The organism is Rheinheimera nanhaiensis E407-8, from assembly GCF_000296695.1.
GTDB lineage: Bacteria > Pseudomonadota > Gammaproteobacteria > Enterobacterales > Alteromonadaceae > Alishewanella > Alishewanella nanhaiensis.
Window position 1 is genome coordinate 45449 of the sequence record NZ_BAFK01000019.1, and the last position, 25985, is coordinate 71433.

At 51.1% G+C, this 25985-nt stretch carries 24 protein-coding genes; 5 read left to right on the plus strand and 19 right to left on the minus strand.

What is annotated here, in order from left to right:
• Positions 1–21: 21 nt before the first annotated feature.
• Positions 22–651 (minus strand): LysE family translocator, encoded by a 630-nt coding sequence (locus RNAN_RS14400; protein WP_008223086.1) that lies wholly within the window; start codon positions 649–651, stop codon positions 22–24.
• A 129-nt stretch (positions 652–780) separates the two neighbouring features.
• On the opposite strand from RNAN_RS14400, the gene RNAN_RS14405 reads away from it, so the two are divergent.
• Complete coding sequence (locus RNAN_RS14405; RefSeq protein ID WP_008223088.1) at positions 781–975, plus strand: DUF3185 family protein; 195 nt, start codon at positions 781–783, stop codon at positions 973–975.
• Between the two features lie 63 nt (positions 976–1038).
• Here the strand turns inward: RNAN_RS14405 and glnS are convergent, their stop codons facing one another.
• The 10 genes from glnS to sdhC all read right to left on the minus strand — a co-directional run bounded on the left by glnS (position 1039) and on the right by sdhC (position 13627).
• Positions 1039–2706, minus strand: coding sequence for a glutamine--tRNA ligase (gene glnS / locus RNAN_RS14410; RefSeq protein ID WP_008223090.1), 1668 nt, complete (start codon positions 2704–2706; stop codon positions 1039–1041).
• Between the two features lie 119 nt (positions 2707–2825).
• Positions 2826–3869, minus strand: a complete 1044-nt coding sequence (gene nadR / locus RNAN_RS14415; protein ID WP_008223091.1) for a multifunctional transcriptional regulator/nicotinamide-nucleotide adenylyltransferase/ribosylnicotinamide kinase NadR — start codon at positions 3867–3869, stop codon at positions 2826–2828.
• A 147-nt stretch (positions 3870–4016) separates the two neighbouring features.
• Entirely contained in the window at positions 4017–4889 is an 873-nt protein-coding gene (gene sucD, locus RNAN_RS14420) for a succinate--CoA ligase subunit alpha (protein ID WP_008223093.1), read from the minus strand.
• A gap of 10 nt (positions 4890–4899) precedes the next feature.
• Positions 4900–6066, minus strand: a complete 1167-nt coding sequence (gene sucC / locus RNAN_RS14425) for an ADP-forming succinate--CoA ligase subunit beta (protein ID WP_008223095.1) — start codon at positions 6064–6066, stop codon at positions 4900–4902.
• 145 nt (positions 6067–6211) lie between these two features.
• Positions 6212–7414, minus strand: a complete 1203-nt coding sequence (gene odhB, locus RNAN_RS14430; RefSeq protein WP_008223096.1) for a 2-oxoglutarate dehydrogenase complex dihydrolipoyllysine-residue succinyltransferase — start codon at positions 7412–7414, stop codon at positions 6212–6214.
• A 77-nt stretch (positions 7415–7491) separates the two neighbouring features.
• Positions 7492–10302 (minus strand): 2-oxoglutarate dehydrogenase E1 component, encoded by a 2811-nt coding sequence (sucA, locus tag RNAN_RS14435; RefSeq protein WP_008223099.1) that lies wholly within the window; start codon positions 10300–10302, stop codon positions 7492–7494.
• Between the two features lie 102 nt (positions 10303–10404).
• A complete protein-coding gene (locus RNAN_RS14440; protein WP_008223101.1) occupies positions 10405–11124 on the minus strand; it encodes a succinate dehydrogenase iron-sulfur subunit in 720 nt (239 codons plus the stop codon).
• A gap of 14 nt (positions 11125–11138) precedes the next feature.
• Complete coding sequence (gene sdhA, locus RNAN_RS14445) at positions 11139–12911, minus strand: succinate dehydrogenase flavoprotein subunit (protein WP_008223102.1); 1773 nt, start codon at positions 12909–12911, stop codon at positions 11139–11141.
• A complete protein-coding gene (gene sdhD / locus RNAN_RS14450) occupies positions 12912–13259 on the minus strand; it encodes a succinate dehydrogenase, hydrophobic membrane anchor protein (protein ID WP_008223105.1) in 348 nt (115 codons plus the stop codon).
• The gene (gene sdhC / locus RNAN_RS14455; RefSeq protein ID WP_081502307.1) at positions 13250–13627 is read right to left on the minus strand and encodes a succinate dehydrogenase, cytochrome b556 subunit; all 378 of its coding nucleotides are present in this window, start codon (positions 13625–13627) and stop codon (positions 13250–13252) included. Before sdhC ends, sdhD begins: the two co-directional genes overlap by 10 nt.
• Positions 13628–14019: 392 nt before the next feature.
• Here sdhC and RNAN_RS14465 point away from each other — a divergent pair, with 392 nt between their 5' ends.
• From RNAN_RS14465 to RNAN_RS14475, 3 genes are all read left to right on the plus strand, one after another.
• Positions 14020–15303, plus strand: a complete 1284-nt coding sequence (locus tag RNAN_RS14465; RefSeq protein ID WP_008223107.1) for a citrate synthase — start codon at positions 14020–14022, stop codon at positions 15301–15303.
• Between the two features lie 149 nt (positions 15304–15452).
• Entirely contained in the window at positions 15453–16664 is a 1212-nt protein-coding gene (locus RNAN_RS14470) for an aminotransferase class V-fold PLP-dependent enzyme (RefSeq protein WP_008223109.1), read from the plus strand.
• Positions 16661–17110: a SufE family protein gene (locus tag RNAN_RS14475; protein ID WP_008223110.1), complete on the plus strand. Its 450-nt coding sequence runs from the start codon at positions 16661–16663 to the stop codon at positions 17108–17110. The genes RNAN_RS14470 and RNAN_RS14475 overlap by 4 nt, the downstream gene beginning before the upstream one ends.
• On the opposite strand, the gene tcdA is transcribed toward RNAN_RS14475, so the two are convergent.
• Genes tcdA through RNAN_RS14510 form a run of 7 tightly spaced genes read right to left on the minus strand, consistent with a single transcriptional unit; the run spans position 17103 to position 24513 of the window.
• Positions 17103–17894, minus strand: a complete 792-nt coding sequence (gene tcdA, locus RNAN_RS14480) for a tRNA cyclic N6-threonylcarbamoyladenosine(37) synthase TcdA (RefSeq protein ID WP_008223112.1) — start codon at positions 17892–17894, stop codon at positions 17103–17105. The two genes, RNAN_RS14475 and tcdA, sit on opposite strands and share 8 nt — an antisense overlap.
• A gap of 2 nt (positions 17895–17896) precedes the next feature.
• Positions 17897–18601: a pseudouridine synthase gene (locus tag RNAN_RS14485; RefSeq protein WP_008223114.1), complete on the minus strand. Its 705-nt coding sequence runs from the start codon at positions 18599–18601 to the stop codon at positions 17897–17899.
• A complete protein-coding gene (kdsB, locus tag RNAN_RS14490; RefSeq protein WP_008223115.1) occupies positions 18602–19354 on the minus strand; it encodes a 3-deoxy-manno-octulosonate cytidylyltransferase in 753 nt (250 codons plus the stop codon).
• The gene (locus tag RNAN_RS14495; RefSeq protein ID WP_008223117.1) at positions 19342–19539 is read right to left on the minus strand and encodes a Trm112 family protein; all 198 of its coding nucleotides are present in this window, start codon (positions 19537–19539) and stop codon (positions 19342–19344) included. The genes kdsB and RNAN_RS14495 overlap by 13 nt, the downstream gene beginning before the upstream one ends.
• Complete coding sequence (lpxK, locus tag RNAN_RS14500) at positions 19529–20524, minus strand: tetraacyldisaccharide 4'-kinase (protein ID WP_008223119.1); 996 nt, start codon at positions 20522–20524, stop codon at positions 19529–19531. The genes RNAN_RS14495 and lpxK overlap by 11 nt, the downstream gene beginning before the upstream one ends.
• Positions 20521–22272, minus strand: a complete 1752-nt coding sequence (gene msbA / locus RNAN_RS14505) for a lipid A export permease/ATP-binding protein MsbA (RefSeq protein ID WP_040552242.1) — start codon at positions 22270–22272, stop codon at positions 20521–20523. Before msbA ends, lpxK begins: the two co-directional genes overlap by 4 nt.
• Before the next feature lie 33 nt (positions 22273–22305).
• Positions 22306–24513: a DNA internalization-related competence protein ComEC/Rec2 gene (locus RNAN_RS14510; protein WP_158467516.1), complete on the minus strand. Its 2208-nt coding sequence runs from the start codon at positions 24511–24513 to the stop codon at positions 22306–22308.
• A 64-nt stretch (positions 24514–24577) separates the two neighbouring features.
• On the opposite strand from RNAN_RS14510, the gene RNAN_RS14515 reads away from it, so the two are divergent.
• A complete protein-coding gene (locus RNAN_RS14515; RefSeq protein ID WP_008223126.1) occupies positions 24578–25120 on the plus strand; it encodes a DUF2062 domain-containing protein in 543 nt (180 codons plus the stop codon).
• 16 nt (positions 25121–25136) lie between these two features.
• Here the strand turns inward: RNAN_RS14515 and RNAN_RS14520 are convergent.
• Positions 25137–25985 (minus strand): FtsX-like permease family protein (locus tag RNAN_RS14520; RefSeq protein WP_040552244.1); only part of this gene is annotated, 849 nt, incomplete at its 5' end.

Consider the following 25985-nt stretch of genomic DNA (forward strand, 5'->3'; position numbering starts at 1 on the left):
GCTGCGAAACCCTGCCCGGTTCTACACCTGCGTCACCGGAGTAAAATAATAACGCCAGATCTCCAGTAACACCGGTACTACCGATAACACTAAAATAATGGCCATGGTGATGTTAAACAAGCGCTGAAACAGTGCTTTAGTCAGGACTTTACGCAGCACAGCACCAAACACCAGCCAGACACCAACACAGGGAAAGGCTACCAGTAAAAAGGCGGCAGTGATAATACTGACTTCCAGCCAGTACACGCCACCTACGGTGGTAAAAGCCGCAATGGCGCCACTGGCCATTACCCAGGCTTTACCGTTAATCCACTGAAATAGCGCAGCCTGCATAAAGCTAAATGGTTTACTTTTGCCCTGCTCTATCGCCTTGGGCTCAGCACTGGCAATACGCCAGGCCAGCCAGAGTAAATAGGCCACGCCTAATACTTTAATCAGTTGGTGCAAATGTGGGTAACGCTCAAATACCACGCCAAACCCCAGCCCAACCAATAACACCATCAGCGGAAAACCGACACAAATTCCGAGCCAATGTGGCAGGCTGGCTTTAATGCCATAGTTTACGCCAGACGACATGATCATCACATTGTTAGGTCCGGGCGTAATGGTAGTAGAAAAAGCAAAAAACAGCACCGCAAATAACAAATCCATGCTAAACCTATATCTTGATTGGACATTTGCTACTGATAATACCAGACTTAATCGGCTTTAATAGTGGTTTATCCGCGCTAAGTGCCGGTTTATAACGCCGGTTAAAACAACAAAAACAGGGAGAACGAGATGAATAAAATTATTGGCTTAGCCGTGCTGGTGGCCGGTGTAGTGCTTTTGTACTTCGGCTATACCGAGTATAACTCTACCGCGTCACAGATGACGGAAATGGTTACCGGCAACCCAACGGATAATGCCATCTGGTTTTTAGTCGGCGGTGCTGTGGCGGCCATTATTGGCCTGGGTTTGTTACTGAAAAAATAACGCCTAAGCCTGACAACAAAAAAGGCCGCATTGCGGCCTTTTGTCTGTAACAGCTCAGGGCTTTTATTCTTCCTCTTTACCCCAGCTATCGCGCAGGCCAACAGTACGGTTAAACACCAGTTTATCGGCGTTTGAATCACGGTTATCGGCGCAGTAATAGCCTTCGCGCTCAAACTGATAAGCCTGCTCGGCCATCGCCTGTTGCAAAGATGGCTCTACCAGGCCCTGCTTCACCACCAGCGAATCGGGGTTTACCACCGCTAAAAAGTCATCCTCTGCTGCCGGGTTGGCCACACTGAATAAGCGGTCATACACGCGAAACTCCGCCGGCACGGCATGGCTTGCTTCCACCCAATGAATAACGCCGCGCACCTTGCGGCCATCAGCCGGGTTTTCCCCTAAGGTTTCCGGCAGGTAGCTGCATTTAAGCTCGACAATGTTACCTTCGCTGTCTTTTACCACTTCATCGGCGTGGATGACATAAGCATTACGCAAACGTACATCGCCATTTAATACCAGACGCTTATACTTTTTATTCGCTTCTTCGCGAAAATCAGCACGGTCGATATAAATTACCGGCCCAAACGGCAATTTACGGCTACCCATAGTGTCGTCTTTCGGGTGATTGGGTGATTCAACCCACTCGATACCCTCAGCCGGGTAGTTAGTAATAGTCACTTTTAGCGGATCCAGCACCGCCATTGCACGGGGTGCTTTGGCATCTAAATCTTCACGGATACACGCCTCTAACGCGCTCATTTCAATCACGTTATCTTGCTTGGTAACACCAATGCGCTTGGCAAACTCGCGAATAGCCGCTGGCGTATAACCGCGGCGACGCAGGCCGGCGATGGTCGGCATACGTGGGTCATCCCAGCCAGACACCACGTTTTGCTCGACTAAGGTTTGCAGCTTACGTTTGCTCATTACCGCGTATTCCAGATTTAAGCGGGAAAACTCAATCTGCTGCGGGTGGCAATTAATGGTGATGTTGTCCAAGATCCAGTCGTACAAGCGGCGGTTATCCTGAAACTCCAGTGTGCAAAGCGAATGGGTAATGCCTTCGAGCGCATCGGAGATACAGTGGGTAAAATCGTACATCGGGTAGATGCACCATTTATCACCGGTTTGGTGATGATGGGCAAACTTAACCCGGTAAATTACCGGATCACGCATACACATAAAGCTGGACGCCATATCAATTTTGGCACGCAGCGAGCACTCGCCCTCTTTAAAACCACCGGCGCGCATTTTTTCAAACAGCGCCAGGTTTTCGGCCGGGCTGGTATCGCGCGTTGGGCTGGCTTTACCGGGCTGGGTTAAATTGCCACGGTACTCGCGCATTTGTTCATTGTTTAAAAAACAGACATAAGCCAGGCCTTTGTTGATCAGCTCGACGGCGTAGCCATACAGCTGCTCAAAATAGTCAGACGAGTAGCGTACCGCGCCATCCCATTGAAAGCCCAACCAATTTACGTCGCGTTGAATCGACTCAACAAACTCAACGTTTTCTTTTTCCGGGTTGGTATCGTCAAAGCGCAGATTACATTTCCCCTGATAATCCTGCGCGATACCAAAATTAAGGCAAATAGATTTAGCATGACCGATATGCAGATAGCCGTTTGGCTCGGGCGGAAAACGGGTTTGCACACTGCTGTGCTTGCCAGAAGCTAAATCGGTATCAATGATCTGCCGGATAAAATTTGTGGGGCGATGTTCTGCGTCCGCCATAGAATGCGCTGTCCTTTTGTTACGGGATCTCAGTTAAGATGCGGCATTATAGCAGCAGAAATGCCGCTGACTACTGCCTGTGATGCGTTGTGTTATTATTTTGCCCAGTGCCGGCCGTGCTAACTGCCGGCGCCATTAAGCAGCTGTTCAACACTGGCGATACATTGCTCCATGCGTTGGTAATAATCGGCCGCTGCTATCACCACGAAACGCTCGGTCGCAAAACCATAGTGCTGATACAGCGCCATCAGTTTATCAAAGCTCAGCGCCCGCACTTCTGGCGACCCCAGCTCGCGCATACCATCGGCCACCCAGGGCACTGTCGGTTTAAGCGCAATCACCAAATCGTATTTGGGCGGATCGATAAAACTCTCTACCCGACTGGCCACTTCACCTAAAAACACCTGGCTGAAAAACGCGGTCACTACGGCATCGGTATCGAAAAAACACACTTTATTGGCGCTGCGAAGCGCCTGTAAGTCTTGCTCGTACTGCAAATGAGCAATTCGGTTAAAGTCTTCCAGGTCAAATAAATCGCCGTTACCCCCTACCACGTCATGCTGATAATCACGGCCGAGCTCTTCCGACCAGGAGCTACAGTACACCTTGGCCAGCTTGCGGGTTAAGGTAGTTTTACCACAGGATTCAGGCCCGGTAATAAGCACTTTGCGGGCAAAAAACGGTCTGGCGGCGCCGGCAATATAATCCCAGTGTTTGTAAGGGTGCTCGCGAATTTCAGTGCCGCTAATTGGCCACTGCGTACGCTGTGGGTCCAGCACCTGATAATCAATACCAGGGAAAAATTGGTTATGCCCTTCGCGGTAACTTTCCTCACCGCCAAAAATGACGCTAAAAGGCTCTGGCACTGTCTGTTTAAGCTGACTGGCGTATTGCGCCCAGCCCAGTGGGAAAGGCGGCGCCGCATCATCGTTTTGCAGCAGTACGTCAATACCCAACCCCTGCAACTCTTGTGATAACCAACGCTGGCGCAACACACCATTGATATAAGGCAACCCAGCCTGACGGCACAGCTCACCATCTTCTGACGTGCGCTCACTAATTACTACATAGAGTTTGTCACACAGCGCATGGGCGCGCAGTATGGCGGTAATATGGCCGCGATGCGGCGGTAAAAACTTACCCGGAAAAACACCTGTTTTCATAGCTCGTTATCCAGCCCATTTTGCTGCGATGTTGTAGCGCATTAAAGCTTAATTTAGCCACAGCGAGAAGCGTTTAAGACTTTTTTAATGTGTTTTGAAAACAAAAAACCCGCTAAATCAGCGGGTTTTTTACATTAGCTACCACTATTACCAGCCAGTAACTTCTTTTAATGCTTTACCGATGTCAGCTAAGCTCTTAACGGTTTTAACGCCGGCATCTTCCAGTGCAGCGAATTTTTCATCAGCTGTACCTTTACCGCCAGAGATAATGGCACCAGCGTGGCCCATACGCTTACCAGCAGGTGCAGTAACACCGGCAATGTAAGATACAACAGGCTTAGTCACGTGAGCTTTGATGTAAGCTGCCGCTTCTTCTTCGGCAGAACCACCGATTTCACCGATCATAACGATGGCTTCAGTTTGTGGATCTTCCTGGAATAACTTCAGGATGTCGATGAAGTTAGAACCTGGGATCGGGTCACCACCGATACCAACACAGGTAGACTGGCCGAAACCGTAATCAGTCGTTTGTTTTACCGCTTCATAGGTCAGCGTGCCTGAACGTGACACGATACCGACTTTACCTGGCTTGTGAATGTGGCCTGGCATGATACCAATTTTACATTCACCCGGTGTGATAACACCTGGGCAGTTAGGGCCGATTAAGCGTACGCCTAATTCGTCACACTTAACTTTGGCATCCAGCATATCCAGTGTAGGAATACCTTCAGTGATACAAACGATCAGTTTGATACCACCGTTAGCTGCTTCCAGGATAGAGTCTTTACAGAACGGTGCTGGTACGTAGATTACTGATGCTTCTGCACCCGTCGCTTCTACCGCTTCTTTTACCGTGTTAAATACCGGCAGACCTAAATGCGTTTGACCGCCTTTACCTGGCGTAACACCGCCAACCATCTTAGTACCGTAAGCAATCGCTTGCTCAGAGTGGAAAGTACCCTGGGCACCAGTGAAACCCTGACAAATGACTTTGGTATCTTTATTAATTAAAACGCTCATTGCTTACCCCTTATGCCTTAGCCGCTGCCGCTACAACTTTCTGTGCAGCGCCAGTCAGGTCTGTATCAGCGATAATGTTCAGGCCGCTTTCAGACAGCACTTTTGCACCCAGTTCAGCATTGTTACCTTGCAGGCGAACAACAACCGGTACTTTAACGCCAACTTCTTTCACTGCGCCGATTACACCTTCTGCGATCATGTCACAACGCACGATACCACCGAAGATGTTGATGAATACGGCTTTAACAGCGTCATCAGACAGGATAATTTTAAACGCTTCAACCACGCGCTCTTTGGTCGCGCCGCCGCCAACATCCAGGAAGTTAGCAGGTTGGCCACCGTGCAGTTTAACGATGTCCATAGTACCCATTGCCAGGCCAGCACCGTTAACCATACAGCCGATGTCGCCACCTAAAGCTACATAGTTCAGCTCCCATGAAGCCGCGTGCGCTTCACGTGGATCTTCCTGTGATGGGTCTTGCATTTCTTTTAATTCAGGGTGACGGTACAGGGCATTGCCGTCAATAACCAGTTTCGCATCTAAGCAGTGTAAGTCGCCGGCTGGGGTGATAACCAGCGGGTTAACTTCTAACAGCGCCAGATCTTTTTCCTGGAACAGTTTGGCTAAACCTAAGAAGATTTTCACGAACTGGTTAACTTGCTTGCCTTCCAGGCCCAGTTTGAAAGCCAGTTCACGGCCCTGATATGGCTGAGCGCCTACCAATGGGTCGATTGCCGCTTTCAGAATTTTTTCCGGGGTTTCGTGGGCTACGGTTTCAATTTCCACACCACCTTCAGTAGAGGCCATAAACACGATACGACGTGATGAGCGATCTACCACTGCACCTAAATACAGCTCTTTAGCGATATCGGTACAGGTTTCAACCAGAATACGGCTTACCGGCTGACCTTTTTCGTCTGTCTGGTAGGTTACCAGGTTTTTACCCAGCCATTTCTCTGCGAACGCGCGGATTTCATCTTTGCTCTTAACCAGCTTTACACCGCCCGCTTTACCACGGCCACCGGCGTGAACCTGAGCTTTGACAACAAACATGTCGCCGCCGATTTTATCTGCAGCTGCTACCGCTTCTTCAACTGTAGCTGCGGCAATGCCTTTAGATACAGGCAAACCATATTGGGCAAACAGTTGCTTACCCTGATACTCGTGCAAATTCATGGCTATTTTCCGTTCATTTGAATATGGAGACTGCCCTTGTGGTACAGCCTGATGTTTGATCGGCGCATATTATAGTGCCAATCGGTTCGATAAAAAATGCTGTTGCCCTAAAACAACAGCATTTTTAGTTACTATTTCTGGATAATTAGATATCCAGCAGAATACGGGTTGGATCTTCCAGCAACTCTTTGATGGTCACCAGGAAGCCGACAGACTCTTTACCGTCGATAATACGGTGGTCGTACGACAGCGCCAGGTACATCATCGGCAGAATTTCCATCTTGCCATCTACTACCATCACGCGGTCCTGGATTTTATGCATACCCAAAATGGCTGATTGTGGTGGGTTGATAATGGGTGTAGACATTAATGAGCCAAACACACCGCCGTTGGTAATAGTGAAGTTACCGCCGGTTAAGTCATCCATCGCCAGCTTGCCATCACGGCCTTTAACCGCTAAGTCTTTGATGGCTTTTTCGATTTCAGCCAGGTTCATCTTATCGCAGTCACGCAGTACCGGTGTTACCAGACCACGCGGCGTAGACACGGCGATGCTGACATCGAAGTAGTTGTGATACACGATATCATCACCATCGATAGCAGCATTGACTTCCGGGAAGCGTTTTAACGCTTCAGTTACCGCTTTTACGTAGAACGACATAAAACCTAAACGGATACCATGACGCTTCTCAAACACGTCCTGATACTGCTTACGCAGATCCATAATTGGCTTCATGTTCACTTCGTTAAAGGTGGTTAACATGGCGGTAGAGTTTTTCGCTTCCAGCAGACGGTTAGCGATGGTTTTGCGCAGACGCGTCATAGGCACACGCTTCTGGCTACGATCACCGGCTACTGCCGCCACAGGAGCAGCAGCTGGTGCGGCGGCTTTGGCTGGCGCGCCGGCAACAAACTTCTCCACATCTTCTTTGGTCACACGGCCGTTTTTACCAGTGCCTTTAATTTTGCTGGCATCTAAGCCTTTTTCTGCAATCATCCGACGTACTGACGGGCTTAATGCATCATCGCTGCTGTCATCAGCTTTGGCATCAGAAGCTGCAGCTTTACTGTCGTCTTGTTTTGCCGGTGCATCATCTTTTTTCGCCGCCGGTGCGCCACCGGCTTCCATCTTACCGATCACCTGCTCTGCCGTGACAGTAGCGCCAGTATCATGAATGATTTCGCCCATTACGCCATCGGCCTGCGCAACCACTTCAAGTACCACTTTGTCGGTTTCAATATCAACTAATACCTGATCACGTGTCACGGCTTCGCCGGTTTTTACGTGCCAGGTGGCGATGGTTGCATCTGCAACAGATTCTGGAAGTACGGGTACTTTAATTTCCACTTTTTCACCTTTTAGCGGTTGGTCTTATTTGGTAAACCAGCCCGCAGCGCGGGCCGGACAATCAATTTAGCTACAGCTTATTTCAGCGTCAGGGCGTCGTTAACCAATGCCTGCTGCTGCTTGTTATGTACCGACAGATAACCCACTGCTGGCGACGAAGAAGCTTCGCGGCCGGCATAAGTTAAGTAACCGGCTTTTGGAATAGCAGCACGGAAATGATGCTGGCTGCAGTACCAGGCGCCCTGGTTCTGCGGCTCTTCCTGACACCAGACAAAGTCTGTCACATGCTGGTATTGGCTTAATACTTCAGCCATCTCGTCGTGCGGGAACGGATACAACTGCTCAACACGGACAATGGCGACATCGTTTTGCTCGCGCTTGCGGCGCTCTTCCAGCAGTTCGTAGTACACCTTACCGCTACAGAACACCACACGCTTAACATTTTCTGGCTTGATGTCGTCAATCTCGCCAATCACGTTATGGAATTTACCGGCGGCCAGCTCGTCCAGCGTGGATGTCGCTAACGGGTGACGCAACAGTGACTTCGGCGACATGACGATTAACGGCCGGCGCATTGGCCGCACCATCTGCCGGCGCAGCATATTAAACACCTGTGCCGGTGTCGTCGGTACGCACACCTGCATATTGTGATCAGCACATAACTGTAAGAAGCGCTCTAAGCGGGCTGATGAGTGCTCCGGGCCCTGACCTTCATAACCATGCGGCAGTAACAGGGTTAAGCCACATAGCCGGCCCCATTTTTGCTCGCCTGAACTTAAAAACTGGTCAATCACCACCTGGGCGCCGTTGGCGAAGTCACCAAACTGGCCTTCCCAAATCACCATAGCGCGTGGCTCCGCCGTAGCATAGCCGTATTCAAACGCCAGTACCGCCTCTTCTGACAAGGCAGAGTCGTACACCTGAAATGGCGCCTGCTCAGCACTGATATGCTCAAGCGGCGTATAGGTGCTGGCATCAGTCTGGTTATGCAGAACCGCATGACGGTGGAAGAAAGTACCACGGCCAGAGTCCTGACCGACAATACGAATGCGGTGACCTTCGGCAACGGTGGCAGCATAGGCCAGAATTTCGGCAAAGCCCCAGTCGATTTTCTTCTCGCCTGCCAGCATCAGGGCGCGGTCTTCATACACCCGACCGACCTGACGTTGCAGTGTATGGCTTGATGGAATAGCGGTGGCTTTTTTACCCAGTTCTACCAGCTTGTCTACCGACAGGCTGGCATCATAGGTGGCGTCCCAGTCGTGACCTAAAAACGGTGTCCAGTCAACAGAGCTTTCTGTCATTGGCCGCCACTCTTCTACCACGCAGTCGCCTTTATCCAGCGCATTACGATACTGCTCGGCCAGCTCACTGATTTGGCTGTCGCTAAACAGGCCTTCAGCCACCAGCTTTTTGGCGTAAATGTCGCGCGGTGTTGGGTGTTTCTTAATTTTCTGGTACATCAGCGGCTGAGTCGCGTTTGGCTCATCGGCTTCGTTATGGCCATTACGGCGGTAACAGACCAGATCAATCACCACATCGCGTTTAAAGGTGTTGCGGTAATCCACTGCCAGTTGGGCGACAAATACCACGGCTTCCGGATCATCACCGTTTACGTGGAAAATAGGCGCCTGCACCATCTTAGCAATGTCGGTACAGTATTCTGTTGAACGGGTATCTTCCGGATTCGAGGTGGTAAAGCCCACCTGGTTGTTAATAACAATACGGATAGAACCGCCCACTTTAAAAGCGCGGGTTTGTGAAATATTAAAGGTTTCCGCTACCACACCCTGACCGGCGAAAGCCGAATCGCCGTGAATGGTAATTGGCAGAGCTAAAGAGCCGTCTGTACAGCCACGACGGTCTAACCGGGCACGCACTGACCCCATAACCACCGGATTAACAATTTCCAGGTGCGAAGGGTTAAACGCCAGCGCCAAATGCACATTACCACCTGAGGTAGCAAAATCAGACGAGAAACCCATATGGTATTTCACGTCACCGGCACCCACCACTTCATAGCGACCGGCAAATTCGTCAACCAGTTTTGATGGGTTTTTACCTAACACGTTGATTAATGTGTTTAAGCGGCCGCGGTGCGCCATGCCGATAACACAGTCTTTCGCGCCCTGCTCGCCAGCGCGGTGAATCATCGCCTTAAGCATAGGAATCAGCGCATCACCGCCTTCTAAACCAAAGCGTTTGGCGCCTGGGAATTTCGCTGCCAGGTATTTCTCTAAACCGTCAGCTGCCACTAAGCCATTTAAAATACGGGCTTTAGCGTCTTTATCATACGAAGGTGCAGACTGAATTGACTCTAAGCGCTGCTGGATCCAACGTTTTTCGTCGGTAGAGACGATGTGCATATACTCGGCACCGATAGAACCACAGTAGGTTTTTTCCAGTGCTTTATGCAGCTCACCCAGTTTCATCGTTTCTTTGCCGATAGCAAATGATCCAACATTAAACTCGGTATCGTAATCACTTTCCGACAGGTCGTGATAAGACAACTCTAAATCGCGCACACGAGACTGTTTCCACAAACCCAGCGGATCAAGATTGGCCTGCTGATGGCCACGGAAACGGTAAGAATTAATTAGCTGTAATACCTTGACCTGACGGCTGTCAGAAGCAGCACCGGTATTTACCACCACCACTTCGCGGTGCTTATTACGGGCCAGTTCGGCAAATTGCTGTCTGACGTCAGAATGACGGGTTTCTAAGTCAACACCATCGATCTTAGGTAACTTGGCGAAAAATTCACGCCATTCGTCACCAACGCTGGTAGGTTCAGCTAAGTAGGATTCATAGAGCTCATCAACGTAGGCCATGTTGCCGCCGCCCAAATGGGACGACTCTAACCACGCCTTCATTACACCTTCGTGCATTTAGTTTCCCTTAATTTCCGCGCACCTGGAAAAAGTAGCAAAAAAACGGCCTGGTTGCACCCAACCAGGCGGTTTTTCATGCACATACCAAAAAAGGGCGCATTACAGCGCCCGGTTTAACAACATAGATTTAATTTCACCAATAGCTTTGGTGGGGTTTAACCCTTTTGGACATACGTTAACGCAGTTCATGATGCCGTGGCAGCGAAATACGCTAAATGCATCGTCCAGATCGTTTAACCGCTGCTCAGTGGCCGTGTCACGGCTATCCGCCAGGAAGCGGTAAGCATGTAACAAACCAGCCGGGCCGATAAACTTGTCCGGATTCCACCAGAACGACGGGCATGAGGTTGAACAGCAGGCACACAAAATACACTCATACAGGCCGTCCAGCTTAGCGCGCTGTTCCGGCGACTGCAGATACTCACCGGCTGGTGGTAACTTGCTGTCGTTAATTAAGTACGGTTTTACCTTCTCGTATTGGGTGTAGAACTGGCTCATATCAACCACCAGGTCACGCACTACCGGTAAACCCGGCAGTGGCCGCACCACAATTTTACCGCCTTTTAAACCGGCAGCCGACAATGGCGTAATACAGGCAAGGCCGTTTTTACCGTTAATGTTTAAACCATCAGAGCCACACACACCTTCGCGGCAGCTGCGGCGGAACGATAAGGTTGGGTCCTGCTCTTTTAACTTCAGTAGCGCATCCAGCACCATCATGTCCCGGCCTTCCGGGTTATCCAGCGTGTAATCCTGCATGCGCGGCGCTTTGTCGACATCAGGGTTATAACGATAGATGGAAAATACTAACTTCTGCATCGCTGTCTGCCCTCTTAATACTTACGCGCTTTCGGTGGGAAAGCTTCACGGAATTTAGGTTCTAAATTCACTTTACGCTTAAACATCGACTCGGTGTCCGGCGTGTAAACGCTGTGACACAGCCAGTTTTCGTCATCACGCTCAGGGAAGTCAAAACGGGCATGAGCACCGCGGCTCTCAGTACGGAAGTTGGCCGCAACGGCAGTAGAGAATGCGGTTTCCATCAGGTTGTCCAGCTCCAGACATTCAATACGCTGGGTATTAAAATCTGAGCTCTTATCATCCAGACGGGCATACTTTAACCGTTCACGAATTTCTTTTAACTGGGCTAAGCCATCTGCCATCGCCTGGCCTTCACGGAATACCGAGAAGTTAAGCTGCATGCAGTTTTGCAGATCTTTCTTGATTTGCACCGGGTCTTCACCCTGGCCTGGCTTGCTGTCTTCCCAGCGACGGGTACGCGCAAGCGCTGCGTCCAGATCTGACTGGCTGGCAGCACGGCCTTCTGAGGTAGCAGCCAGCGCTTCACCTAAATGTAAACCGGTAGCGCGACCAAATACGACTAAGTCTAACAATGAGTTACCGCCTAAGCGGTTAGCACCATGTACCGATACGCAAGCAATCTCACCACAGGCGAATAAACCCGGTACTATGGCTTCTGAGCCATCAGCTTTGGGCGCGATAACCTGACCATTCACGTTGGTTGGAATACCGCCCATCATGTAGTGACAGGTAGGAATCACCGGAATAGGTTCTTTTACCGGGTCAACGTGGGCAAAGGTACGTGACAGCTCACAAATACCTGGCAGACGGCTTTCTAAAACCTCTTCACCTAAGTGATCCAGTTTAAGTTTAATGTGCACGCCCCATGGGCCATCACAACCGCGGCCTTCACGGATCTCCGTCATCATGGCGCGGGCTACCACGTCACGGCCGGCTAAGTCTTTCGCATTAGGCGCATACCGCTCCATAAAGCGCTCGCCGTCTTTATTCAGTAAGTAACCACCTTCACCGCGGCAGCCTTCGGTGACCAGCGTGCCGGCACCGGCAATACCGGTTGGGTGGAATTGCCACATTTCCATATCTTGCAGTGGCACACCGGCACGCAGCGCCATACCGACACCGTCACCGGTGTTAATGTGCGCGTTAGTGGTAGAGGCATAAATACGGCCTGCACCACCGGTAGCTAATACCGTCGCTTTAGCTTTGAAGTAAACAATTTCGCCGGTTTCGATATCAATCGCTGTACAACCTACTACAGCGCCATCCTGGTTTTTCACCAGATCCAGCGCGTACCACTCAGAAAACACCTGGGTTTTATTTTTTACGTTTTGCTGATACAGCAAATGCAGCAGAGCGTGGCCGGTACGGTCAGCTGCCGCTGCAGTACGGGCGGCTTGCTCGCCACCGAAGTTTTTCGACTGGCCACCAAACGGACGCTGATAAACACGGCCGTTTTCAAAGCGTGAAAACGGTAAACCCATATTTTCCAGCTCAGTAATGGCTTCAGGGCCGGTTTTACACATGTATTCGATCGCGTCCTGGTCACCGATGTAATCAGAGCCTTTAACGGTATCGAACATGTGCCATTCCCAGTTATCTTCATGGCTGTTGCCCAGCGCAACGGTAATACCGCCTTGTGCAGATACAGTGTGAGAACGGGTTGGAAATACTTTAGATAATAAGGCGCAGCTTAAACCAGACTGCGTAATTTGCAGTGCAGCACGCATGCCAGCACCACCAGCACCAATCACAATGGCGTCAAATTCTCTTACTGGAATAGTCACTTAAGCACCCCACAAAACAAACAGGCCAACGGCAACATAGGCAAACGCCAGCGCATACAGGAAGAATTGCAATACGGCACGCAGTGCAGCTGATTTAATATAATCAGTCAGCACCTGCCATAAACCGATGCGGGTGTGCACGGCAATAGAGACTAGGGCTAACAAGGTAAATACTTTAACCAGCGTATTGGCAAACAGCGCCTGCCAAACCTCAAAGGTAACTTCCGGTGTAATAATGAAGAAACCTAAAATAAACACACTGTACAGCGCCAGCACTATGGCTGTTGCCCGCAGTGATACATAATCCTGCACACCATCGCGTTTCAGGCTTGCCTGATTTAGAACCATAACCATACTCCTGCTACTACTGCTAATACTACCCACAGTGCGATCGCCAGTTTGGCGCTTAAATTACCGGATTTCAGCTCTTCCCAGTGTCCCATGTCCATAATCAGGTGACGGATACCGCCCACCAGATGGTAAATAAGTACTGTGATAGTGCCCCAGGCAATGAATTTCGCCAGATGTGATGTCATCAGCGCTTTAACATAGTCAAAGCTTTGCTGGTCCTGTAACGAGTAGGCCCAGGCCCAGATGACGAATATCAGTGCGAAAAACAATGCTACGCCGGTAACCCGATGCAGGATTGACGCTATGGCAGGTGCCGGAAACGATATGGTAGAGAGGTCGAGATTTACTGGTCTTTGTTTTTTCACAGTGCTTGCCCATCGATGCCCATAATCGAGCTCTTGTTGTCATTGTCGTTGTCATTGCTGTATAAACAGTCAACACCCAACACTTTTACACCCTATCGCTCAAGCTGGATCAGTGCGGCCAGGTAAGCAAAAAGTGCTTGCTGGGTGAACTGTTTAAAAACCGCAATAGTATATATTTCGCGTCTCGCTATTACAATTTTTGTTTGGTTTTGGCTGAAAAAATCCGTAAGCGCAAAATTACACAGTTTGCGAGCAACGGCAATAATACTAGAGTCGAATACTTATTAAGCACAAACGCATTAAAATTGACTTTATAGGGTCGTTTGTAGGTAGAATAGCGGCCAATTTGCTAAATTCCTTTAACCCGATACTACAACAACAGGAGAAATCCAATGGCAGATAAAAAGGCCGTCGTGCAGGTCGATGGGAAATCGTTCGAGTTGCCAATTTACTCTGGCACTGCCGGCACTGACGTAATTGATGTTCGCGCCTTGGGTCAGCATGGTTATTTCACATTCGATCCGGGTTTTATGTCTACCGGTTCATGTGAATCTAAAATTACCTATATCGATGGCGATAACGGCGTGCTGTTGCACCGTGGCTACCCTATCGAGCAGCTGGCAGAACATTCGGACTACCTGGAGCTGTGCTACCTGTTATTAGAAGGTGAATTACCACAGGCTGAGCAATACAATCAGTTTAAAAACACCATTACCCGCCATACCATGGTGCACGAGAAAATCGCTGCCTTCTTCCAGGGTTTCCGCGTTGATGCGCACCCAATGGCGATGCTGTGTGGTGTGGTCGGCGCTATGTCGTCGTTCTACCACTCAGATTTAGATATCAACGACCCAATGCAGCGTAAGCGCAGTGCGCACCGCTTAATTGCCAAGCTGCCTACCCTGGCGGCAATGGCATATAAGTACACTGTTGGCCAGCCGTTTGTTTATCCGCGTAACGACTTGAGCTACGCTGAAAACTTCCTGCATATGATGTTCTCTGTACCAGCAGAAGAGTATAAGGTAAGCCCAATCCTGGCCAAGGCGATGGACCGCATCTTTATGCTGCACGCCGACCACGAGCAAAACGCCTCAACCTCTACCGTGCGTTTAGCCGGTTCATCTGGTGCTAACCCTTATGCCTGTATTGCGGCCGGTGTTGCGTCACTGTGGGGCCCGGCACATGGTGGCGCCAATGAAGCTTGCTTAAAAATGTTACAACAGATTGGTACTGTAGACCGTATTCCGGAATTTGTCGCCCGTGCTAAAGATAAGAACGACAGCTTCCGCTTAATGGGTTTTGGTCATCGCGTCTACAAAAACTTTGACCCACGGGCCAAGGTAATGCGTGAAACCTGCCATGAAGTGCTGCAAGAGCTGAACATTAAAGATCCACTGCTGGATGTGGCCATGGAGCTGGAGCGTATCGCGCTGTCAGACCCCTACTTCATCGAGAAGAAACTGTACCCGAATGTTGATTTCTACTCTGGCATTATCTTAAAAGCCATTGGTATTCCAACCAGTATGTTCACGGTGATTTTTGCCATGTCGCGTACTGTTGGCTGGATCTCTCACTGGGATGAAATGCTAAGCGAAAAAGGCCATAAAATCGGCCGTCCGCGTCAGCTGTACACCGGCTATACCACGCGTGATTTTACCCCGCTGAATAAGCGTTAAGCCTGATACTGACAAAGTCATACTGAAAAAGCGGCTGTGGCCGCTTTTTTATTGCCTGTTTTACGTTAGCCGTTAAACAGCACATTTGCGCCAGTAGGTAAAAGCAGGCAAAATCGCGCCACCACGCCTAAACCGTTGCGCTTTTTACCATGTTTGATGTTAGCTCGTTTCGCCGCCAGTTTGCTTTTTTTCACCACCACCCAGATTGGGTGTATCTGGACAACGCCGCCACTATGCAGAAGCCCGACGCGGTCACAGAAGCCGTCAGCAGGTTTTATCAGCAAGACAACAGTAATGTGCATCGCGGTGCGCATCAGCTAAGCCAGCAGGCGACAGCACAATTTGAACAGGCAAGACAAACTATTGCCCACTACATAAAGGCACAGTATGTCCATGAAGTTATCTTTACCAGCGGCGCCACTGCCGGCTTAAATCAGCTGGCATTTGGCCTGATGCATACCGTGCTTAAGCCGGGTGACCGCATTTTACTGACACAACTGGAGCATCACGCCAATATCGTGCCCTGGCAGCTGCATTGTCAGCGTTATGGCGTCATTATTGATGTAGTGCCACTGACCGCTGACCGACAGCTAGATCTTAACGCTTATCAGCAGTTGCTGGCGCTTAAACCCAAACTGGTCAGTTTTAGCCATATTTCTAATGTGCTGGGCCATATTCAGCCGGTACAACAAATGGTGGCGCTGGCCAAAGCGGCCGGTGCCATTACCGTTGTCGATGGTGCTCAGGGCGTGGTGTATCAGCAGCCCGATATGCGCCAGCTAGACTGCGACTTTTATGTGTTTTCCGGCCACAAACTGTACGGCCCGACCGGCGTTGGCGTGCTGTATGGTAAAACACAGTGGCTGGAACAGCTCACCCCACTGTGTGGCGGCGGTGAAATGATTGATAGTGTCAGCTTTGTTAACACAACCTTTAACAATTTACCCTTCCGGTTGGAAGCCGGTACACCCAACATAGCCGGCGTTATCGGCCTGGCCGCCGCCATTAACTGGTTACAACAATATAACAACAAGCTAATAATTGAGCATAAATCGCTGTTATTAAACGCCTTCTTTCAGGGCGCGCGTCAAATCAAAGGCGTAGCAATTTTGTCTATGCCTGTGCATAATGCCGGCATAGTGGCATTAAATGTTGACGGCGAACACCCCTCTGATGTGGCAGATATTTTAAATCAGCAGCAGGTGGCGGTGCGCGCCGGACAGCACTGTGCCATGCCGTTGTTTGATTATCTGGCGCTTAATGGTGCGGTACGTGTTGCCTTTGCCGCCTATAACACGCTGGACGACGTGAACCAGTGCCTGCTCGCCTTGGAGCAAGCCGTGGAGATTTTAACTGCATGAACCTAGAACAATTATTAGCAGATACTGATATCGCATTGCAGGCGATACAGCAACAGGCATTGCCTGATATTAAACAGGCAAAAGACTGGCAAACCAAGTACCGTATTCTGATGCAGCTGGGTAAACAGCTGCCGCCGCTGCCAGAGAAAATGAAGCAGCAAGAGCTGCTGGTAAAAGGCTGTGAAAGCCGGGCCTGGCTGTTGCACTATCATGATAAGAAGCGGGATAAACACTTCTTTGTGCTGGACAGCGATGCCAGAATTGTCAAAGGCTTAATGGCGATTATGCTGTGTCTGGTCAATGGCATGAACAGCAGCGAGCTGGCTAAGTTTAACTTAAGCCAGCAGTTTGATGAGCTAAACTTAAAACCCTATTTAAGCCAGTCTCGTGGTAATGGTTTAACCGCTATGGCTGCACACATTAAAGCCTGCAGCAGCGCTACATAGCCAGCTTTTTTAATACCCTGGACACCGCCGCCAGCCCAAAGCTGGCGGTTACCACTGTTACCGCGCCAAAGCCGCCGCTGCAGTCCAGCCGCATACTGCTTACCTCACCCTCAGCGTTAACCTGAGCCGTTTTTTGCTGACAGACACGGCCATCCGGCTGCGGATAAACCAGCTGCTCGGTGGAATACACACATTCAATGCCAAAACGCCGTTTCGGGTTACGGCTGTAGTGATAATCACGGCGTAAACTGTTGCGCACTTTAGCGAGCAAAGGATCGTTAATGGTTTGGGTTAAATCGGCAATCTGAATTTGTGTCGGATCGGTCTGACCGCCAGCGCCGCCGGTACTGATCAGTTTAATTTTGTTGCGTTTACAGTGTGCCAGCAGCGCTACTTTGGCTTTAATAGAATCTATCGCATCCACTACATAATCCAGCTGCGGTGTAATCAATGTTTGCAGGTTGTCACTGCTGATAAAATCTTCGACCTGATGCACTACACAATCCGGGTTTATCGCCAGAATACGCTGTGCCATCACCGCCACTTTGTCCTGACCTATTGTATCGCTTAGTGCATGCAGTTGGCGGTTGACGTTACTGATACAGACATCGTCCAAATCAATTAGGGTAATTTCACCTATCCCCGAGCGTGCCAGCGCTTCGGCTGCCCAGCTGCCCACCCCGCCAATGCCCACCACACAGACATGGGCGCGGCGAAACTTTTCCAGTGCTGCTGCGCCGTACAGGCGGCCAATACCGGCAAAACGTAACAGATAATCGGACATGGTTAATTACTCAATTTCTGGGGTAAGGTGTAAGCCGGCCAACTTAGTAACCAGGGCGTTGACCAGTCTTGTGGCAGGCCGCTTGCCAGCAACTGCTGAAAATGTACGCCTTGCCCGGGCAGGCGCACATAGCTGTAGCACTGACCGGACAAATAAAACCGCAGCGCATAAGCATGCAGATACACCCGGTCGGCTGCACTGCCCTGATACTGGCTGTCGCCCAAAATAGCCGCGCCCTGGCTTTTCAGCGCCACCCGGATCTGGTGGGTTTTACCGCTGTAGGGTTTCACCAAAAAGGCGCGAAACGGCAAATCGCTATAGCCCTGGCTGATAAAGTACGTAACAGCAGGGTTATGCTGGCTGCTAAGCAGCTTCCAGCTGCCACGCCGTGCCGCGGTCATATCGCCTTTAACCCAACCCTGCTTTTTATGGGGTTTGCCCTGGGCTAACGCCAGGTAATACTTTTCAACCTGATGCGCGCTAAACAGCGCAGTCAGCTCGGCGGCAACCAAGGCGCTTCGCGCCAGTACAATAATACCGGAGGTTACTTTATCCAGCCGGTGCACCGGATAAAGCGGATAGCCTAGCTGCTGAGCGGCCTGCACCACCAGGCCGGCGCCATCATCAGAGTGAAAACTGACGCCGGCCGCTTTGTCCAGCACGACAAAACCGGCTTGTTCATCCAGTAAGGTAAAAGGTGGCTTCATTTAGCTTAATGTGGCGGCATAGCGGCGGGCATGTGCCAGATCGTCCGGGGTATCAACACCCACTGGCGGCGTTTGCAGCGCTGTATCAACATGAATAGCCTCGCCCTGCCACAGCACGCGCAGCTGCTCCAGGCTTTCAATTTGCTCCAGCGTAGAGGCTGGCCAGCTGACATATTGCTGAATAAAACCGGCACGGTAAGCGTAAATACCAATATGGCGGCGGTAATGCTGCGCCAGTTGCTGCTGGAACTTGCCGTCACGGTCGAACGGGATCACGCTGCGGCTAAAATACAGCGCATAACCGTCTTTATCACTGACCACTTTGACAATATTCGGGTTACTGATTTCACTGCTATCTGTGAGCGGCACCGCCAACGTTGCCATACGGGCTTTTTGCTGCGCCGCCAGATTTTGCGCGACCTGGCGGATAATTAGCGGCGGAATAAAAGGCTCATCGCCCTGCACATTTACCACCACCGTCTCAGCAGGCAACACCAGCTTGCTGATCACCTCGGCCAGGCGCTCAGTACCCGAGTTATGCTCTGGCCGTGTCATACAGACTTCACCGCCAAAACCGTCGACCACGGCGGCTACCCGCTCATCATCGGTTGCCACCACTATGCGGCTGGCACCGCTTTGCAGCGCCTGCTGATAAACACGCTCAACCATGCTTTTGCCGCCAATATCAGCCAGTGGCTTGCCCGGTAACCGGCTGCTGGCATAGCGCGCCGGAATAACCACTACGAACGCCATTGCTCTACCTCTTCCAGGCTCAGTTCACGCGCTTCATCTGCCAGCAGTACCGGAATATTGTCACGAATGGGGTAAGCCAGACGGTCAAAGCGGCAAATAAGTTGCTGCTGCGCCTGATCGTAGTCAAGTTTGCCTTTACACAGTGGACAGGCCAGAATTTCGGTTAATGCAAGTTTAAGCGCCATAGCTGCTCCGCAGACGGGTTATCAGGGTTGTAAGTTTAGCTTCAAGCGGCTGCTCCAGCCTGGCTTGTACGCCGAGGCTAAACCAGTCGGTGCCGGCAAAGGGGCGACACTTTACCGCATCTTTTTCAGTCATCAGCACCGGGCCGGTAATATTGGCAAAATCCGCCGCGACAAACTGATGATGATCAGCAAAATAATGTTCGCTGCCGATAGTAAAGCCGGCTTGCTGTGCCGTGCGGGCAAAGCGTGCCGGGTTGCCAATAGCAGCCACCAGCGACACAGCACAGGACGAGAGCTCCGTATCGCCGCATAAGGCTTTTGCCTTACCAGGCACAAGCTGCATCAGGCCGTGAGCTTGCGGTAGCATTTGGCTGTTTGCCACCACCAGATCCGCGGTTTTTAACCGCCAGGGCCCTTCGCGCAATGGCCCGGCAGGCAGCAGTTGGCCATTACCTAAGCCACGGCAGCCATCGAGCAGAATAATCTCCAGATCGCGCGCCAGGCGATAATGCTGTAAACCATCGTCGCTGATAATAATATCGCACGGCGTTTGCGCCAGTAAAAAATAACCTGCCGCGACTCTGTCGGGGCACACCACCACCGGGCAACCAGTTTGCTGGTACAGCATTAATGGCTCATCACCCACTTCGGCTGCACTGGCGCCCGCCGTCACCAACAGTGGCGCTTTAATGTCGGCACCATAGCCACGGCTGATAATGCCCGGTGTATAGCCTTGTTGCTGCAGCAATTTACACAGTGCCAGCGTAAAAGGCGTTTTACCGGTACCGCCAACGCTGATATTGCCTACCACGATAACCGGCACCGGCAGTTTTTTTGCTGTAAGCACCCCAAAACGAAACATTAAGCGGCGCAGTGCACTGATAAGTGCAAACAGCACACTTAGCGGCAGCAGCAGGTAATAGGCGCCATAGCCCTTATAGCCCTGATACCAGATCCGCTCAATAAAATCGCTGCGCTGGCTCACTGCTGCTCGCCAAATTGCAGTTTATATAACTGGGCATAGGCGCCATTTTTTGCCAGTAAACTGGCATGGTCGCCTTGCTCAAGAATACGGCCATGATCCATCACAATAATGCTGTCGGCGTTTTCAATGGTGGATAACCGGTGGGCAATGACAATGCTGGTACGGCCTTGCAGCAGGGTATTCAGTGCAGCCTGAATTTTACGCTCAGACTCAGTATCCAGCGCCGATGTGGCCTCATCTAAAATCAGTATCGGTGCTTCACGCAGCAAAGCTCTGGCGATAGCGATGCGCTGGCGCTGACCGCCGGATAAACTCACACCGTTTTCCCCCACTATCGTATCAAGCCCCTGTGGCAGCTTTTCGGCAAACTCCAGCACATGGGCTTTTTCAGCCACCGCCATCAGCTGCGCTTTGCTGACACTGTGTGTCATACCGTAGCAAATATTGTTGGCGATGCTGTCATTAAACAGGGTGACATGCTGGGATACCACAGCGATTTGCGCCCTGAGCTGCGCCAACTGGTAGTCATTGATATCGTGACCATCCAGTAAAATACGGCCATCCGTTACCGGGTAAAAACGCGGGATCAGGCTGGAAATAGTGGTTTTCCCACTGCCGGAACGCCCTACCAGCGCCACGGTCTCACCCGGCTTTACACTAAAGCTGATATCGGACAACACTTGCTGCTCGTGGCCTGGATAACGAAAGCTCACCTGTTCAAACCGAATATCACCGCTGGCGCGCGCCAAGCTTAAAGTGCCGCTATCCTGCTCGGGTTGCTGATCCAATACCTGAAAAATACTCGACGCTGCTGCAATACCGCGCTGAAAATCACTGTTTACTGTGGTCAGCTGCTTTAACGGTTTTAACAGCACCACCATAGACGTGACTATGGCCGAGAAACTGCCGGCACTGAGCTGGTTTAGCATCTCTGGCGAGCTGGCCATATAAATTACAAAGGCCAGGGCAAAAGAGGCAATCAGCTGAATAATGCCCGAGCTTATCGCCTGCGCCGCATCCATTTTTATGCCCTGAGTACGGGTATTATTATTCACCGTAGCAAAACGCTGATCTTCCAGGGCCTGGCCGCCAAAGGCCAAAATCACTTTATGGCCGTTCAGCATTTGCTCTGATGAGGTGGTTACCCCGCCCATTGCCTGCTGAATACGCCGGCTAAGCTGGCGAAAGCGTTTAGAAACAAAGCTGACAATCAGTGCTATGACAGGGGCTATCAGAAAGAAAATCAGCGACAGCTGCCAGCTGTGGTAAAACATCACCGCTATTAAACCAATGACAAAAGCGCCTTCTCGCACCAGCACGATCAGCGCCTTGGTTAATGATTGCTTCACCTGCTCGACGTCATAGGTAATTTTTGAGATTAACTCGCCGGTAGAGTGCTGATCGTGAAAACTAACCGGTAAACGCAAAATATGGCTGAATAACTGCTGACGGATATCTTTAACAATGTGACCACCAACCCAGCTGATACAGTAGGTAGCTATAAAATGGCTGGCACCGCGCAGTATAAACATCAGGATAACCACCAGCGGTGCGTATTTTAGAAACTCGGTATCTTTGTCCTGAATACCATGGTCGATAAAGGGCTGGATCATCGAGATAAAAGCCGCATCAACCAGGGCATAGCCAATCATACCGACAATGGCAACGATAAAACCGGCCCGGTACGGTTTGGCGTATTGTAACAAGCGCTTATACACAGCGACGGGGTTGCTAACCTGTGATGTCAAAATAAAATCCTGCTGGCAAAGATGCCGGCTATTCTAGCGTGTTGCGGCCAAGGTTTCAGCATTTCCAACCGGCTTTTGTAGCCAATAGGGTATTCTTTGCGCGCGATACTGCTCCAGCTGCAGCATTGGCTCAGTGATTGTCAGCCGGATAGCACCGCTTTGCGCAGTATTCACCAGCGGTATGCCAAGCTGCGCTAACCGTTGACGCACCGGGTAAGCCGGGTGCTGATGCCGGTTATACAAACTGGCACTGTTTAACGCCCAGATGGGCGCAAGCTGGTGCAAAAACGCATAATCGCTGGAGCTGTTACTGCCGTGATGCGACAGCACCAATACCTCGGCTCTGAGTGTCGGGTAACGTGCCAGCAGTTGCCGCTCAACGCCGGCACCGATATCACCCGGCAGCAAAATGCGCCACTGATACAGCTCTATCAGCAGCACACAGGAGCGGTCATTCTTGCTGCTATGCTGGCCGCCGGTATCCAGCATAGTCAGTCTGGCGGCGCCGTATTGGGCGGGCAGTTGCTGACAAGTTGCGTTTATATCACTGTGCTTGATATCGCTAAACACCTGCAGCTTGGGATAATGGCGCTTCAACAGCGCCCAATCGCCGGTATGATCGCTGTCATCATGGCTTAACATCAGATAGTCCAGCTGTTTTATGCCCTGACTGCGCAAATAAGGCAGCACCTGCGCGGCTGTCGCACTATGGCTGGCATAACGCGGCCCGGCATCATATAACAGGCCGCGCTCATTGTGCTGCAACAACACTGCCAGGCCCTGTCCAACGTCAATCAGATGCAGCTGCCAGGGTGCCTGCCGGCTAAACACCAGCAGCAGCGGCAGCGCGCTTAGCACAACCAGGCTGTACAGCCAGCGTTTTTGCTGTAAATACAAGGCTGACAACAACAGCGCCAGTACTACCACCACAGCAATGGGTAAGTCTGGCACTGCCCACCAGGCCGGCATATTCGCGCACCAGTTCAGATACCAAAGCAGTGGCGAGAACACGCCATCGCAAGCCAGCCACAGCCACTGCCGGCCGGGAATACCGCTAAGTTCTGCCAGCAAACACAGCAGTAACAGCGGAATGGCCAACAGGCTGCACCAGGGCACAAACAGCAGGTTAGACAACAATGACAAGGTGGCACTACCGCCAAACATTAACAAACTCAGCAGCGTCATAAACACAGTCAGGTTAAGATGAAAGCGCAACAAAAACCACAGCCGTTGCCGCCAGTTGCTGGCATGAGCGCTCTGCAGCCAGAGTAAAAAGAAAATAACCGCTACCGCCAGTATGGATAACCAGAAGCTTTTACTCAGCGCCCAAAAAGGCTGCGCCAGTAACAGCAAAGCACACAGTAGCAGCCAGTAATGGCTATAGCTTAAACTACGCCTGAGCAGTAAACTTAGCACCAACAGCGCCAGCGCCACCGCCGCCCGCACAGTAGGGATGGCAAAACCGGCTAACCAGGCATACAGCAAAGCTGCCGCTAACGCCCCCAGCAGCGAGAGCGGCCGCTGCCAGCGTAATAACGAAAGTGGCAGCGGTAACAGCCTGAAGACTAACAAGCTCCAGCCAAACACCAGGCCAATGTGCAAACCGGAAATAGCCACTAAATGCGCCAGACCAGACTGTTGCAACCCCAGCCAGAGCTGATCAGTAAACTGCCGCTCGCCCAATGTCAGTGCCAGCAATAAAGGTGCCGATGACAACGCCTGGGTAGCCTCAGTAACCTGGGCCAGAATACGCTGGCGTAAGCTGGAATATTCTCCTAACAGCACAGGCTCTGCGGCGTCTGTTACACTGCCCTGCGCCAGTACGCCGCTAACCAATGCCATCGCTTCCCGGTTTGGCCCGGCAGGGTTAGCCACCCCAGCCACCGGCCTAAGCCTGGCGCTAAGCTGCCAGTGCTGGCCGCTCTTTAGCGCTTGCGGCGGATAGCTCCAGTTTAAATTCAGCTGATAACCACGCCCGGCACCGCTATCTAACTGCAGTTTAAATTGGCTATACTCAGCATGCTGCTGCACAGTCCCGACGATGAAACCGGTTAAGGGTGCTTGTTGGCTGAACAGTTGTTGCTGCGCTTGCAGATAGCTATGATACTGCCAGGCCCAGCTGATAAGAAATGCCAGCATGCCGGCCAAAAAAGCACAACGCCACCACAACAACATGAAAAAGGCGGCCAGCAGCAAAAATACTGCGAAAAAAGGTGGCACTATTGGCAAAAATAATGACAATAGGCAACCAGCGAGCACACCGAAACAAAAAGATTTCATGTTTGTTTTTTGTGAATAGGTTGTAATGCCAAAGAACATTATTAAGAAATATCTACCATCGCCGGAGAAAATCAAGCAGCAGAAGCTGTTAAAGATCTTCGGCTCGTTATTGCATGATGGTAATTTGTGGCATTTAAACCGCCGCTCGGCGCGCGGTGCTTTTGCTGTCGGATTGTTTTTTGCCTGGATGCCAATCCCCTTTCAGATGGTAGCATCGGCGGCAGTGGCTATACCCATGCGGGTAAATCTGCCATTGTCGGTAGCGCTGGTGTGGATCACCAATCCGCTAACCATGCCAATATTATTCTACATCGCTTATCTGGTGGGTACGGTAACGCTGCGCACACCGATGGAGCCTTTTGCCTTTGAAGCCAGTTGGGCCTGGTTACAGCACAGCATTACCACCATTGGCAAACCCTTTCTGACCGGTTGTTTTTTAATGGGGATCTGCTCGGCAATCGTCGGCTATTTTGTGATTGACTGGCTCTGGCGCATCTCGGTCAGAAAATCGCAGTTACTGCGCGCATTAAAGCGCAGGCATCATAAAACGCCTGACGACAAGCAGTAGCGCTAACCTACAAACGCTAACGTTGGCCTAAGATACGCGCCGGTTGCACCTTGCTGGCGCGCCAGGCTGGGTAAAGCGTCGACAGCAAACTCATTAGCAGCGCTACCGTAAGCGTAAAACCCACATCCTGCCAGCGTAATAATGAAGGTACAAAGTCGATAAAGTAAATACTAGGGTCGAGCAAGGAGTGACCCAGCAGTTTAGTGACTGCAGCAAATAACGGCTCTATATAACTGGCTAAAAGCACACCAACGATAGCCCCTGTTACACTGCCAATCAGGCCGTTAAGCCAGCCCAACCACATAAAGGTAGCAATAATACTGGCCGGCGAAATGCCCATGGTCAGTAAAATGGCGATATCACCCTCTTTTTCCCGTACCGCCATCACTAGCGTGGCGACGATATTAAAACAAGCCACGGCGATGACCAGTGCCAGCACCAGATATAAAATGCCGCGCACCATTTGAATATCCTGATAGACATGGCCCTGGCTGCGAAACCAGTCCAGCAGATAGACATAATCTTCCGATAGGCGGCCAAGTTCACGCGCCAACTGCGGCGCAGCAAAAATATCATTAATGCGAAATGCAAAGCCCTGAATGCTGTCGGGGGCAAAATCCAACAGCCTGGCCAGCGTTGGCAGGTTTAGCCAAATCTGGCTGTAATCAAGCTGGCCACCAACTGCAACTATGGCACTGACCGTTAAACTGCTGCTGGCATGGCTGGCCAGGCGGCCATCGTCGGTCAGCTTGGGTAACATCAGCTGCACCTGCTGGCCGACACTGACGCCAAGCGCATCAGCAATCCCCTGGCCTAACCCCACTTCGTTGTCATTCAGGCTTTGCAAACTACCGGCGCTGACATA

Coding starts and splice junctions, on each gene's coding strand:
- RNAN_RS14405 (WP_008223088.1), top strand. CDS start 781: ATGAATAAAATTATTGGCTTAGCCGTGCTGGTGGCCGGTGTAGTGCTT.
- glnS (WP_008223090.1), bottom strand. CDS start 2,706: ATGGCGGACGCAGAACATCGCCCCACAAATTTTATCCGGCAGATCATT.
- sdhD (WP_008223105.1), bottom strand. CDS start 13,259: ATGGTTCTAAATCAGGCAAGCCTGAAACGCGATGGTGTGCAGGATTAT.
- tcdA (WP_008223112.1), bottom strand. CDS start 17,894: ATGTCCGATTATCTGTTACGTTTTGCCGGTATTGGCCGCCTGTACGGC.
- RNAN_RS14470 (WP_008223109.1), top strand. CDS start 15,453: ATGTTTGATGTTAGCTCGTTTCGCCGCCAGTTTGCTTTTTTTCACCAC.
- kdsB (WP_008223115.1), bottom strand. CDS start 19,354: ATGGCGTTCGTAGTGGTTATTCCGGCGCGCTATGCCAGCAGCCGGTTA.
- RNAN_RS14400 (WP_008223086.1), bottom strand. CDS start 651: ATGGATTTGTTATTTGCGGTGCTGTTTTTTGCTTTTTCTACTACCATT.
- sucD (WP_008223093.1), bottom strand. CDS start 4,889: ATGAGCGTTTTAATTAATAAAGATACCAAAGTCATTTGTCAGGGTTTC.
- nadR (WP_008223091.1), bottom strand. CDS start 3,869: ATGAAAACAGGTGTTTTTCCGGGTAAGTTTTTACCGCCGCATCGCGGC.
- RNAN_RS14440 (WP_008223101.1), bottom strand. CDS start 11,124: ATGCAGAAGTTAGTATTTTCCATCTATCGTTATAACCCTGATGTCGAC.
- sucC (WP_008223095.1), bottom strand. CDS start 6,066: ATGAATTTGCACGAGTATCAGGGTAAGCAACTGTTTGCCCAATATGGT.
- RNAN_RS14475 (WP_008223110.1), top strand. CDS start 16,661: ATGAACCTAGAACAATTATTAGCAGATACTGATATCGCATTGCAGGCG.
- RNAN_RS14515 (WP_008223126.1), top strand. CDS start 24,578: ATGCCAAAGAACATTATTAAGAAATATCTACCATCGCCGGAGAAAATC.
- RNAN_RS14485 (WP_008223114.1), bottom strand. CDS start 18,601: ATGAAGCCACCTTTTACCTTACTGGATGAACAAGCCGGTTTTGTCGTG.
- RNAN_RS14465 (WP_008223107.1), top strand. CDS start 14,020: ATGGCAGATAAAAAGGCCGTCGTGCAGGTCGATGGGAAATCGTTCGAG.
- RNAN_RS14495 (WP_008223117.1), bottom strand. CDS start 19,539: ATGGCGCTTAAACTTGCATTAACCGAAATTCTGGCCTGTCCACTGTGT.
- sucA (WP_008223099.1), bottom strand. CDS start 10,302: ATGCACGAAGGTGTAATGAAGGCGTGGTTAGAGTCGTCCCATTTGGGC.